Here is a 13,546-nt window from a genome sequence, read left to right as displayed (position 1 = left end):
AGGTCAGTTCCGTCTGGAGGTATCAGGCGACAGGCGCGGAGCGGCGGCCACGCACGAGGCGGCCGGGCAGGGCACCCGTGGGGGTATCGTCGCGGGCGGTGACGACGCCGGAGAGGATCGTCGCGGCGTAGCCGCTCGCCCCTTGCGTCAGGCGGCGGCCACCGGCGGGAAGGTCGAAGCTGGCGCGCGGCGGGGCGAGGCGCAGGCGGTCGTAGTCGATGACGTTGAGGTCCGCCTTGTAGCCCGGCGCGATGATCCCGCGATCGCCGAAACCGCCGACATGGGCGGTGTGGCCGGTCATCAGGCGAACCGCTTCGGGGATCGACAAGCGCTCGCCCACGCGGTCGCGGGTCCAGTAAGTGAGGAGGAACGTCTGCATGCTGCCGTCGCAGATCGCACCGACATGCGCACCGCCGTCGCCGAGGCCGAGCACGGTGTCCTCGCGCCGCAGCATGTGGTGGACGACGTCGAGGTTGTAGTGCGTGTAGTTGCGCGCCGGGAAGTAGAGGATGGCCTGGCCATCCTCCTCCAGCAGGGCGTCGTAGGCGACTTCGTGGACGCTGCAGCCGCGCTGGGCGGCGATAATGTCGAAGCGGGCGCTTTCGGGCGGGGCATAGTCGGGGTTCTCGCCCATGGCATAACACTGGGAGACTTCGCGCATGAACGCGGGATACGTCTTTGGGTCGAGCGGCAGGCCCATTTCCGAGAGGATCGCGGCTTTTATCTCGGGCTTGCGCATTTCCAGCGCGCGGGCGACGAGGGGCAGGTGCTCGATGGCGTCGTAAGTCGGGCAGCCCCGGAAGGGATTGAGCGACAACTGGTGGCCGAACAGGACGCCGACCGGGCGGCCGACGACCTGTCCATAGATGTCGATCCCCTGCGCCCGGCTCGCGGCGCAGGCGTCGGCGATCTCGCGCCAGCGATCGGGCGCTTCGTTGTACTGCAGGAGCGGGAAGGTCACCGTCTGGCCCGAAGCCTCCGCCACGCGCGAGAGCATGCGGAATTCGGACGAGAAGCCGTTGCCGGTGTCGAATTCGGAAGCCGACATGAACAAGTGGCGGCCAAATGGCTTCATGGCCATGGCGATGGTGAGCAGTTCGTCCTCGCTCGCGGTGGTGACCGGGAGCTGGTCGCCGCTCGCGGTGCGGTGGCCGATGACGCGGGTGGTGGAGAACCCGAAGGCGCCTGCCTGCAGCCCTTCGCGGACGATGGCGGCCATGGCCTGCATGTCGGTGCCGGTGGCGGGTTCACGCTCGATGGCGCGCTGGCCCATGACGTGGACGCGCACCGGAATGTGCGGGACGGCGACGGCGAAGTCGGCATCCATGGGGCGCTGCTCGATGGCGTCCATGTATTCCGGGAAGCTCTCCCAGTTCCACGGCAGGCCCTCGGCCATGACGATGCCGGGAATGTCCTCGACGCCTTCCATGACGTCGATCATCTGCTCGCGCATGTCGGGTCGGCAGGGGGCGAAGCCGACGCCGCAGTTACCCATGAGCACGCTCGTCACGCCGTGATTGGTCGATGGCGAGAACTGCGTGTCCCAGGTGACCTGGGCGTCGTAATGGGTGTGGATGTCGACGAAGCCGGGCGTGACCAGCTTGCCGCGCGCGTCGATCTCCTCGCGCCCGGAGCCGGAGATGGCCACTGTCGCGACAATCTTGCCGCCGCGCACCGCGACGTCGCCTTCGAAAAGATCGGCTCCGGTGCCGTCGGCGACAGTGCCGCCGCGAATGACCAGATCGTATTCGCTCATCGTCGTATCCATCTGCTCGAGTTGAAATACCGTGTGCAGCGGGGTGCAGGCAGCACCTCGCCGCACATCGGCACTCGTCAGAACTTCACGGTTGATCGCACACCGAACGTGCGCAGGTCGCGCAGCGCCACCGCGACGCCCGAGAACGGCGAAAGGTAGGAGTTGGTGCGCTCCAGCAGGGTGAAGTCGATGGCAGCCGGATAAGCCTTGTTGTTGAACAGGTTGGTCACGAAACCTTCGAACGTGAAGCGATCGTTCGCGAAGCCTGCGCGCAAGTTCACCTGCGTCATGTCCGGCGTCTTCGTCAGGTTGGAAGCATTGGTGTAGACCCCCGACTTGTAGGTGAAGTCGGCGCGGGCGAAGGCCTCCACGTCACCGCGCAGCGGCATCGTGTAGTTGGCCGAGACCGAGCCCGACCAGCGCGACGCCAGCGGATTGTGGTTGCCGCTAAAGTCGGTGATGCCGGTAAGGGCGGTCACCGTGGGCGCGCTCAGCTTGCGGATGTCGCTTTCGTTGTACGAACCGTTGGCCGAGAGGGTCAGGTGGTCGGTCGCCGCGAAGGAGAAGTCGCCTTCGAGGCCGTACATCTTGACCTTGCCGGTGTTGAGCTGGGCCTGGATGTTGTAAACCACGCTCGTCGTCGGATCGACGAGGGTGATGACGTTGGCGTTCAGCTGGTCCTTCCAGATGCCGTAGTAGGCGGCAACGGCGTAGCGCACGCGGTTGTTGAACGCCTTGCCCTTGGCGCCGATCTCGAAATTGTCGAGCTTTTCCGGTTTCACCGCGATGCGCAGGCCCGCGTCCGCCGCCAGAACCTGTGCCGCCGGGCTCAGGTTGGAGAGGAACACGGTGTTGAATGCCGCCGGGTTCACGCCCTTCGAGTACGAGGCATAGACCATCATGTCCGGTGTCACGTCGTAGTTGACGATCACGCGCGGGGTGAAATTTTTGTAGGTCTGCTTGGCGAGAACCGAGCCTTCCTCGTAGAAGCCCGGCGTCGCGAAGGCGGCCGAGGCGATGGTCTGGCCGCCCGGGCGGGCATAGGCATACATCGTGTCGATCTGGTAGCGGCCGTCGAAGTTGATGCTCAGTTCCGGCGTGATCTTGTAGCCGAGGCCGAAGAAGGCGCCGAAGGTGCGGTTGCGGGTCTTGCCCGAGACGACGCTGAACTGGCTGGTGCCGAGCGCGCCGTTGTTGCCGCCGCCGCCGCCCTGGAACGTCGCGTTCAGATAGCTGCCGCCGAGCGTGGCGGTGAACGGCCCGCCATCATCATAACTTGCACGAAGTTCCTGCGAGAAGTCCTTGCTTTTGGCTTCGACGAGGTAGGGATAGTCGAAGTAGCTCGGTGCTCCGGGCGCCGTGCCGACCGCGTTGGTCGAATTCGGCGCAGTGGTGTTGTAATAGAGGTCGAGGTCCGACAACTGGCTGCGGCGCTCGTTGTTGTAGCCGGTGAGCGAGGACAGAGTGATGCCGCTGCCGACCTCCCAGTCGACGTTGAAGTGCAGGTGATAGAAGCGGCTGCGCAGGCCATAGCCCTGCACGCCGTCCTCAGGGTTGATCAGGCGGCCCTTAGGGTTGGCGAGGAAGTCCTTGATGAAGGGCGTGTTCACCGTGTTCATCGAAGGCGCGCCGGCGGGCAGGCCGGGCAGGGTGCCACAGAAGTAGCGGTTGGCGCCAAAGGCGCAGTTCGAGGAATCCGGCACGATCAACGCGCCGTTCGAAGGGTTGGTGACGGCGTGCGCCGCCAGCAGGCCGGTCGCGTTCGGACCGTCATTGTTCTTCGAGATCATCGCGAAGGCCTTCGCCTTCAGGTTCGAGGAAGGGGTGAACTCCATCGCCAGCGTCGCGGCGCGGGTGCGCTGGTCGCCGAGCGTCTGGCCGGGCACGCCCTGGTTTTTCCACGAACCGCCCTTGGCCATTTCCTGCACGGTCGCGCGGAAGCCGACGAGGCCCTCGATCAACGGCGCGCCGATGGAGGCCTGGATGTCATGGTTGTTGCGCGTGCCGACCATGCCCGAGAAGCTGCCTTCGAGGCGGTCGGGCGTGGACTTGGTCACGACGTTGACGGCACCGGCGAAAGTCTGGCGGCCGAAGTAGGCGCTCTGCGGGCCTTTCAGCACTTCGATACGCTCGGGATCGGAGATCGTCTGGATCGCGGTGGCGGTCGAGACCGGCACGCCGTCGATGAACATCGAGGCGGTCTGGACCGAAGCGCTGGAGGGCGTGAAGCCGCGGATGATGACCTGCTGGAACGAGCGGTCGTTGCGGCCCGAAGAGCTCGACACGATCTTCATGCTGGGCGTGAAGGAGGCAAGGTCGGTGACCGACTGCACGCCGCGCTTTTGCATGTCCTCGCCCGTCAGGGCGGTGACCGAGATCGGGGTCTTGAGAATGTCCTCGCCGCGCTTGCGGGCAGTCACGACGATGTCGCCGGGCGCACTCGCAGTCGTATCGGCGCCGGATGCCTGCGCATTGGCGTTGGTCGAAAGGCCCAACGCGACGATCATCGACGTGCAGGACAAAAGAACGGCGCGATTCAGCGCCGACGTGCTGGTCATGATTGCTTTCCCCATTTCGATCCCTGACCATTATTGGTCTGAGTTTTGAGATCGTTCTTCCTGCGTGAAACTTTTATCGTGTTTCTTTATTAAGCATTGCATCGAGCACTGGACGGCTTGCTGTCATCAAATCGCCGCTTGATAAGTGCAAGGTAACATCGGTTTTTTCCGCTTCGGAAATCAGAACCCCTTATCACCTCCAAGGAATCCTGATTGGCGTGGGCGGCCAAGTCGTGCTCGTTATCCGCACATGTCAGGGGGCAAGGGTGGCTTCGGCCGCCGTTCCCGACGAGGGTGATCCCCGACAGGCTCAATTCTTCGACGCGAGGCGCCAAAGACGTCATGAAACTGCTTGCGTTCCTGATGCAGACCGGTGGCCATATCGCCGGTTGGCGTCACTCCCGCGCCGCCGACAATGCGCTGTGCGACGCCGACTATTTTCGCGCACTTGGCCGCACTGCGGAGAAGGGGCTGTTCGACGGCGTCTTCCTGGCCGACTACCTCGGCTATCATCCGGTCCGGGGCGCTTCGGTCTTCGCCGGGCTGGAGACGCCCAAGCTGGACCCGCTCGTGGTGCTGGCGACGATCGCGGCGGAAACACGGCACCTCGGCCTGATCGGCACGGCGTCTACCACGTACAACCATCCCTACGATCTGGCCCGCCGCTTCGCCTCGCTCGATCACATGAGCCGTGGCCGCGCGGGCTGGAACATCGTGACCTCCACCATGGAGAACGAGGCGCACAACTATGGTTTCGACAGCCATCTCGCACATGGCGATCGCTACGCCCGCGCGGAGGAGTTCGTGGCGGTTGCGCGCAAGCTGTGGGACAGCTGGCAGGAAGGCGCCGTCGTCGCCGACAAGGCGAGCGGGCGCTACACCGACCCTTCGCGTATCAGCGCCGTCGATCACGAGGGCACGAACTTCAGGGTCGCCGGGCCGCTGACCGTACCGCGTCCGCCGCAGGGTCACCCGGTCCTGGTGCAGGCGGGGGCCTCGGCCACCGGCCAGCGCTTCGCCGCAGCGACCGCCGAAGTCATCTTCACCTCGCACCCAACGATCGAGACGGCGAAGGCCTTCCGCTCCGCGATGCACGCGCAACTGGCCGGGTTCGGCCGCACGCCGGACGGTCTCAAGATCATGCCTGCGGTCACCCCGGTCATAGGACGTACCCTTGCCGAAGCCGAAGATCTCAAGCACGAACTGGACGACCTGATCCCGGCCGAGATCGCCATCTCCAAGCTCGAAGGGCTGCTCGGCAATATCGACCTGTCGCAGGCAGACCCCGACGGTCCGCTGCCGCCGCTGCCGGAAACGGCGCTGGCTGGCCAGAACTCGACGCGGGACCGCGTGCTCGAACTGGCGGAGCGCGAGGGCCTGCCGGTGCGCGAGCTGGCGCGCAGGGTCGCGGCCGGTCGGACCGGGCACACCATCGTCGGCACCGCCGAGGACGTGGCCGGGACGCTTATAGAGTGGGAGAAGCAGGGCGCCGCCGACGGCTTCGTCATCTCCGCACCGTTCCTGCCGGGCGGGCTGGAGGACTTCGTCGATCACGTCGTCCCGATCCTTCAGGATCGTGGCCATTTCCGCAGGGAATACGAAGGCGCGACCTTGCGCGAGAACCTGGGTCTCACCGTTCCCGTCAATGCCTTCGACCTCGATCCCGGCCTGAGGTCCCGTCCCGAAATCTGGTGAGCCGTAAAACCCCGTCCTGCGCGCGGCACGTCGGCTGACGACGCCGCGCCTTTATCCGTGCCTCAAGGAAACGACTGTCCCATGCCCGCGCTTGCGCCCCTGATGAACCGTGCCGTCGCCGAACGTGTGCTCACCGAGAGCGGCGTGTCGGCGCTGGTTCTGTCCGACCCGACGAACATCTACCACGCGACCGGCTTCTGGCCGCAGATGGTGCTGATGGGCCAGTCGGGCGCGGTCCTGGCGGTCGTCCCGGCGGCGGCCGATCAGCCGGTGATCCTGATCACCAGCCAGTTCATCCATTATCTCCACGACGTCGAAGACCCGGCCGAGGACGGCCCGCTCGACATCTTCCTCTATACCGCGCCCGAGGGACTGGAGGGCGACGCTGCAGCGCCGATTTTCCTCGACGAACCGCCGGGCGGGCGCGCCGATCCGCTGGACATGATCAGCCGGACTGCAACACTGGGCGTGCTCTCGCGCAGGCCCGCCTATCCCGATGCCGCGTCGGCCCTGAGAGCGGCGGTGGCCGCTTATGGGACGAGCTTTGCCGTCGATACATTGAATGCGGCGGCGGCTCTGGGGCTGAGCGGCAAGTGCTTCCCCGCAGAGCCGCTGCTTCGCAGCATCCGCATGATCAAGTCGCCGGTCGAGATCGCGCTCATGCGCCATGCCGCCGCCAACAATGCCGAAGCCGCCCGCGCGGCGATCCTGTCGATGCGAGCGGGATCGACGTACGAGGAGCTGCGGCTCGCCTTCTTCGCCGAGACCGGGCGGCGCGGCGGCATACCCCTCTTCGTCTCGACCGACAGCATGGCCATGCGGCGACGGGACGGCGTGATCAGGGACGGACGCAGCTTCCAGATCGATGCGGTCAGCCACTACGCCGGATATCACGGCGATTTCGGGCGGACGGTATTCGTCGGCACGCCCGATCCCATCGTCATGCGGATGGTGGAGGCGGCTGTCTGCGCCAACGATGCCATCGCCCGTGAACTGCGCCCCGGACTTCACTACTCCGATATCCGCCGGATCGGGCATGATGCGGTGGCACGCGGCGGCTACGATGTGGCCGTCTCCTGCGCCACGCACAGCGTCGGCTTGTTCCATACCGACGAGGCGTTCAAGGGCGGTGCGCTCAACTTCGAGAAGGGCGACCACCGTGTCGAGGCAAACATGGTCGTCAGCGTCGATTGCCCCGTGCTGCACCTCGACGCCACCGGGAACGTGCACCTCGAGGACTTGTGGCTGATCACCGAAGACGGCTGCGAACCGTTGAACGACCGCAGCGAGCCTTTCCTTATGATATAGCTATATATCTTTATTTTCAACATGATAAGATAATTACGTCAGGTTGCTTATAGCATTGCAGCGTATATCTCAAAATGTTAGCATAAATTTACCATATCTATATGAAAAATCATGTTTTTATATGCAATTCAGTTTTGAAATCCCCTGTCTGTGAATATGTCGAGCGCGGGGGGTGGCTGTTCAGGCCTGCAGGTTGTCCACGACCGCACCGAACTCGGTCGAGGTTACGCGGTTCCGGCCTTGCTGCTTGCTTAGGTAGAGTTGGCGGTCCGCCTCCTTCATCCACATCTCGGGGGTCATGTCCGGCAGGCAGCGGGCACTGGCGACGCCAATGCTGACGGTAATGAACGGGCTGATCTGCGAACGTTCGTGCGGGATGTTGAGGGACTGCACATGCAGGCTGATTTCCTGCGCCACCAGCGCCGCGCCTTCGGGATCGGCACCGGGGAGAATGCAGGCGAACTCCTCGCCGCCGTAGCGAGCGGGAAGGTCGGACGCGCGCTTGACGGCACGGGTAAGCGCCGCGCCGACCATAACGATGCAGCGATCTCCGGCCGGGTGACCATACGTATCGTTGAACTGCTTGAAGAAATCGATGTCGATCATGATGACCGTCAGCCAGTCGCCGGTACGGCCGAGGCGCCCCACCTCGGACTTGAGCGCCTGCTCCATCTGGCGGCGGTTGCTGAGCCCGGTGAGGGCATCGGTCACCGCCATGCTGGCCAACTGGTCACGCAGGCGCTTGAGTTCGATGTGGTTGCCGACCCGGGCGCGCAGGATCGCGGGCTGGATCGGCTTTGTCACATAGTCGATCGCGCCCAGCGACAGGCCGCGCATCTCGTGGTCGGTATCGCCAAGTCCCGTTGTGAAGATCACGGGAATATCAGCGAGTTGTGGGTCATCCTTAATCTGACGACATACTTCGAAGCCGTCGATCCCGGGCATCAGCACGTCGAGCAAGATGAGGTCGGGCGGCGTGGCCCGAGCCGTATCCAGCGCCTGCTGGCCGGAAGTGGAGAACAGGACTTCGTAGTCGTCCTCCAGCACCGCATTCATGATCTCGATATTCGAGACCTCGTCGTCGACGATGAGGATCGTGCCCCTGCTCATGCCGCTGCTCCTGCCTGGTCGACTGTCTCGGCGGCGGCTTCTTCCGCGTCGAGGAGGTCGATTGCCGTATCGTAGTCGAGTTTCTCAAGGGCGCGATTTACCGGGTGTGCCGCGCGCTCGTCGTCGTTGAGGCCGATCGCGGCGGCGTAGCGCCCGAAGCTGGCCCTCGCGCCGAGGCTGCGGCGACGCAGCAGGCCACGCAATTCGTCGCGTGCCGCCGCCGCTGCGCTCATGTCGCGATCCCCCTCGGTCGCCGGGGCGGCTGCCGTGCGGTTCGCAGTGAGGCTGCGCGCGGCGGCGACGGCCGGAGCCAGCAGCGTCTCGAGGTCGACGATCGCGGACTGCGCCTGCAGCGCATCCCCATCGGCGAGCATCCGCTCGATCTCTGCCGCCGAGCGTTGGATGTCCGGCAGTTCCAGCGAACCTGCCACGCCCTTGAGGCTGTGCGCAAGGCGGCGCGCGTCGGCGAGCAGGCCGCCAGCGATATGGGTGCGCAGGTCCTGCCCGACGTTCGCATAAGTCTCGCCGAAGGTGATGATGAGCTTGCGCAGGAGCGAGGCCTTGCCGTTCACCCGCAGCAGGGCCGCGCGCAAGTCGAACGGCAGCAGGGTCTCTGGCAGGACGACGTCCTGTACGGGAGCTTGCGCCGCCACGACGACCGGAGCGGGTGTCGCCACCGGCATTCCGGTGGCGACCGGCCTCAGCCAACGCTCGAGCGTGCGCATCAGCATGGCCGGATCGACGGGCTTGGAGATATGATCGTTCATCCCCGCGTTGAGGCAGCGCTGGCGCTCTTCCTCGTGCGCGTGGGCGGTCATGGCGATGATCGGCAGGCGGTCTGCGGACCATGTCTCGCGGATCAGGCGGGTTGCGGCAATGCCGTCCATTTCCGGCATCTGCACGTCCATGAGGACGGCCGCGTAGTTTCCGTTGGCGGCTTGCACGCGGTCGCAGCCGATGCGGCCGTTTTCCGCCTGGTCCACCACCAGACCGGCCTGCGTAAGCAGTTCGATGGCGATTTCGCGGTTGATCTCGTTGTCCTCGACCAGCAGCACGCGCGCGCCCTGGAACTGGGCCGCCACGCTTGGTGCATCTTCCGGAGTGGCATCGCCGGCCGGTCCGGCATCTTGCGAGGCCACCTCGATGATCGTCTCCAGCAGCGCGCGGGGTGCGATCGGCTTGGTCAGGACCGCGGCGACGTGGGCGGGGGTGCCGCCGGGCAGCAGGCTGTCGGCGCCGTAAGCGGTGACGATGAGGGTGCGGGGCAGCGGCGCGGCATGATCCATCGCCTGCATCGCCTCGACCGTCTGGAGGCCGTTCATGCCGGGCATCTTCCAGTCCAGCAGAACGAGGTCGTAGGCATGGCCGGCCTCGTCCGCGCCGCGGATGGCGCTGAGTGCTTCGTCACCCGACGCGACGAGATCGAGCGGGATTTCCCAGCCTGCGAAGATGTCCTGAAGGACCTGACGCGATGCCGAGTTGTCGTCGGCAGCGAGCACGCGCAGGGCGCGGATCTGCGGAGGCACGGCCGGCTCAAGCGCGGCGGTCTCATCCTCGCGCGCCATCTGCATGCGGGCAACGAAGGTGCTGCCTTGTCCGGGCGCGCTCTCGACGCGGATCGAGCCACCCATCTGCTCCACGATCTGGCGGCAGATCGCGAGGCCGAGGCCGGTGCCGCCGAAGCGCCGGGTGGTCGAGCTGTCCGCCTGCGAGAAGGACTGGAACAGCGCCGCCTGCTGCTCGGCGTTCATGCCGATGCCGGTATCGCGTACCTGCAGTTCGACGGTGAACTGGTCGTCGACTTCCGCGACGATGTCGAGGCCGACGGTGACGCTGCCGTTTTCGGAGAACTTGACAGCATTGCTGACGAGATTGAGCAGCACCTGGTTGAAGCGCAGTTCGTCGCCCATCAGGCGATGGGGCAGGGCGCGGGAAATCTCGGACGTCACGCGGACCCGCTTGGCCTCGGCATCCCCTGCGACCAGCTGCAGCTGGTTGGCGACCGCGTTGCGCACGTCGAAGGGGTTGGCCTCCAGCGTCAGCTTGCCAGCTTCGTTCTTCGAGAAGTCGAGGATGTCGTTGATCAGGCGCAGCAGCGACATGCCCGCCTGCCCGATCTTGGAGACGTAGTCCTTCTGCTTGGGGTCGAGGTCGGTTCGGCCGATCAGGTGGCAGAAGCCGAGGATCGCGTTCATCGGCGTGCGGATTTCATGGCTCATGTTGGCCAGGAACATGCTCTTGGCGCGGCTCGCCTCTTCCGCTTCGCGGGTGCGTTCGCGCAGGGCGAAGGATTCCACCAGCTGGTCGCTCAGCAGCACCAGCACGCTCGCCTGGAAGGTGACGATGACGGCATGGAGCAGCACGCGGCCGAGGTTGCCCCCGCCCGCGAAAACGACCGAGGGCAGCAGGTAGAGCAGCAACAGGTGATGCAGCGCCACGGCGGTCGCGGCGACCAGAACGGCGCGGCGATCGCACCAGCCGATGGTCAGCGTCAGCATGGCGAAGAAGTACATGTGCATGTCCATCTGCCACGGATGGCCGCGCAGCAGGACGAGCAGGATCGCCGGTTCCGCCATCAGCGCCACGGCGGAGAGGTAGCGCGTCGCGGGCGCGATGCCGTGCCGCAGCCACATCACGTGGTAGCTGCCCGCCACCAGGGTGCCGGCCAGCGCGGCGGCGAGCGCATTGTGGCTCGTCAGCAGCGCCACCACGGCGAAGAGGGGCACGTGCGCCCAGAATAGCCAGAGGAGCAGGCGCCCGGACTTGCGGCGCAGTTGGTCGAGTTCGACGTTCAAGAGGTCTGCTCCTGCGAAGAAGGGGCGCCGCATCCCGCGACGGCCGGAACGGAAACAGCGAGCCACGCGCCCGCCTTGCGAAGCGACGCGGCGAAGTGGGCCTGGGAAGACCCGGCTATCACGACATTGGGCAGCGAACTGGTGGCTGCGAGGCGGCCGCCGGTCCGGGTGACGAGATTGACGCTATCGACCAAGGAGGAGGTCGGCGCCATGACCACGAGGTATTGGCCCGACTGCGTGCCCGAAAGCAGCCAGCCAGCCGTCAGTCCGACGAGCCCCGCGGCGAGCAGTCCGGCAGCGGGTAAGAAGTCGCGCAGGCCACCTTGCGGGGAAGGGCCTTTCCGCGACGCGCAAGCACGCGACTCCGCCCGACGATGTATTGTCCAAGAAATCATGCCCACCGCCTACGAGACTATGGCTATTTTTGGTTAAAGAGGTGCAGGATTCCCGTTCGATCCGGCACATTTCACTATTGTAACCGTCCGCCGGCCAGTGTGATTCCTCGCCCGCGTGGATGCGCGGCCATCAGGACCGCCGCCGCATCGCTCGGTACGGCACGGGAATAGAAGAAACCCTGACCCAGCGTACACCCAAGCGCCATCAGCTTGCGTGCCTGTCCGGCCGTCTCGATCCCTTCGGCGATGACACGGATTCCGAGCTTCGTCGCGATGTCGATTATCCCCTCGACGATGATCTGGCTGGGGGCATGCGAAACGATGCGATCGACGAAGGACTTGTCGATCTTGATGTAGTCCACCGGCACGCTCATCAGGTGCGTGAGCGAGGCGTAGCCGGTGCCGAAATCGTCGAGGGCCACCTTCAGCCCCTTGGCGCGCAGGGCTTCCACCGATTTCCGCACGACGCCCGCCTCGTCCATGTAGACGGATTCGGTCACTTCCAGACTGACGTGGCTCAGCGGCACCCCTTCGCGTTCGAAGGTATTGCTCAGCAGACCGTAGATCGAGGCGCCGTGGAAGTCGGCGGACGAGACGTTGATGCTGACTTGCGGGACAGCGATCCCCGCCGCAAGCCATTCACGGATATCGCGCGCGACCGATGCCATCATGCGCTGGGTGAGAGTGCGTGCGATGTGGGAATCGGTCGTCGCTTCGTGGAACGAGGCGGCGGGCACGGCCTGTTCGCCGATGCGCATGCGGGACAGCGCCTCGAGGCCGACGACCTCGCCGCTGCGTATATCGACGACGGGTTGGTAGTGCGCCTCTATCCGGTTCTCGCGCAGGGCTGCGTTAACGTCGCGGATCGCGGTGAGACGCCGGGTCATCCGCGTTCCGATGCCCGGCCAGTAGCGCACGAAGCCGCCGCGCCCCGTCTCCTTGGCGTGATAGAGTGCGAAGTCGGCGTTCTGGCGCACCTGCTCGGCCGTGGTGTCGGCCAGCGAGCACTCGGCGAGGCCAATCGTGGCCCCCGGGGACACGACGTTGCCCCCGCAATTGGCGGTCGAGGAGATTTCGTCCAGATATGTCTGCGCCGTGCGTTCGAGATCGCGCAGCGCCGCCTCGCTCTCTACCACGATCGCGAATTCGTCTCCGCCGATGCGGTAGGCGCGGTCGGGGAAGGCGGCGATGGTCAGGCGGTCGGCAACTTGCCGGAGCAGGAGATCGCCCGCGCGGTGTCCGAAGGTGTCGTTGACGAACTTGAGGTTGTCGAGGTCGAGCAGGAACAGCGCCCAGCTACCCGGCCTGGCGGCATCGAGGTGGTGCAGGGCGGCATTGAAGGCTCCGCGATTGGCGAGGCCGGTGAGCGCGTCGGTATTGGCGCGCCGCTCGTATTCGACCACGCGCCGGTGCCGGTCGAGCGCGATCGCGCATACGTGGACGCAGCGCTCGACGATCTCGCGCTCGAGCTGCGACGGGCCGCGTTTCTCGCGGTAGTAGAAAGCGAAGGTGGCGACGGCGCGGCGGCGGGCGTCGAATATCGGGTGCGACCAGCAGGCCTTGATGCCCAGCGGCAGGACAAGGTGCTTGAAGTCCGCCCAGCGTGGATCGTTGGCGATGTCGGCGGTGGTGATCTCCTGCCCGCGATGGGCCGCGGTGCCGCAGGTGCCGACTTCGGGGCCGATGCCGAGTCCCTCGATGGCCGCGCAGAAGCTTTGCGGAAGACTGGGGGCGGCGAGCGTGTGAAGGCGGCCCAGCTGGTCCACCGTAACGACCGAACAGACTACGTCGGGAACGAGGCGCTCGACTTCGAGGCACAGCCGCAAGGCTGTGTCCGCCAGTGTCTCGCCTTTGGCGATCATCTCGAGGATCGTATTCTGTAACTCGGTCATCGGCTCCCAGCCCGGTCAGCCGGGAGTCAGTCTGGCC

At 65.5% G+C, this 13,546-nt stretch carries 8 protein-coding genes; 2 read left to right on the top strand and 6 right to left on the bottom strand.

The window, feature by feature from the left end:
* Positions 1–22 precede the first annotated feature (22 nt).
* Both BES08_RS19840 and BES08_RS19835 read right to left on the bottom strand, forming a co-directional pair.
* Complete coding sequence (locus BES08_RS19840) at positions 23–1,756, bottom strand: N-acyl-D-amino-acid deacylase family protein (protein WP_069709567.1); 1,734 nt, start codon at positions 1,754–1,756, stop codon at positions 23–25.
* A 77-nt stretch (positions 1,757–1,833) separates the two neighbouring features.
* The gene (locus tag BES08_RS19835) at positions 1,834–4,314 is read right to left on the bottom strand and encodes a TonB-dependent receptor (protein ID WP_069709566.1); all 2,481 of its coding nucleotides are present in this window, start codon (positions 4,312–4,314) and stop codon (positions 1,834–1,836) included.
* A gap of 342 nt (positions 4,315–4,656) precedes the next feature.
* Here BES08_RS19835 and BES08_RS19830 point away from each other — a divergent pair, with 342 nt between their 5' ends.
* A complete protein-coding gene (locus BES08_RS19830; protein WP_069709390.1) occupies positions 4,657–6,009 on the top strand; it encodes an LLM class flavin-dependent oxidoreductase in 1,353 nt (450 codons plus the stop codon).
* Positions 6,010–6,090: 81 nt separating this feature from the next.
* Entirely contained in the window at positions 6,091–7,317 is a 1,227-nt protein-coding gene (locus BES08_RS19825) for a M24 family metallopeptidase (protein WP_069709389.1), read from the top strand.
* Positions 7,318–7,497: 180 nt separating this feature from the next.
* Here the strand turns inward: BES08_RS19825 and BES08_RS19820 are convergent, their stop codons facing one another.
* The 4 genes from BES08_RS19820 to BES08_RS19805 all read right to left on the bottom strand — a co-directional run bounded on the left by BES08_RS19820 (position 7,498) and on the right by BES08_RS19805 (position 13,509).
* Positions 7,498–8,427, bottom strand: coding sequence for a diguanylate cyclase (locus BES08_RS19820; protein WP_008829302.1), 930 nt, complete (start codon positions 8,425–8,427; stop codon positions 7,498–7,500).
* On the bottom strand, positions 8,424–11,222 hold the full coding sequence (locus BES08_RS19815; protein WP_008829303.1) for a response regulator: 2,799 nt from the start codon (positions 11,220–11,222) through the stop codon (positions 8,424–8,426). The genes BES08_RS19820 and BES08_RS19815 overlap by 4 nt, the downstream gene beginning before the upstream one ends.
* A complete protein-coding gene (locus BES08_RS33710; RefSeq protein WP_155986493.1) occupies positions 11,219–11,617 on the bottom strand; it encodes a hypothetical protein in 399 nt (132 codons plus the stop codon). Before BES08_RS33710 ends, BES08_RS19815 begins: the two co-directional genes overlap by 4 nt.
* A 74-nt stretch (positions 11,618–11,691) precedes the next feature.
* Entirely contained in the window at positions 11,692–13,509 is a 1,818-nt protein-coding gene (locus BES08_RS19805; protein ID WP_008829305.1) for a putative bifunctional diguanylate cyclase/phosphodiesterase, read from the bottom strand.
* Positions 13,510–13,546: the final 37 nt, after the last annotated feature.

Origin of the sequence: Novosphingobium resinovorum (genome assembly GCF_001742225.1) — a bacterium.
Lineage (GTDB): Bacteria > Pseudomonadota > Alphaproteobacteria > Sphingomonadales > Sphingomonadaceae > Novosphingobium > Novosphingobium resinovorum_A.
The sequence above is the reverse complement of the archived record's forward strand: the minus strand, read 5'-3'. Positions and strand labels throughout refer to the sequence as shown.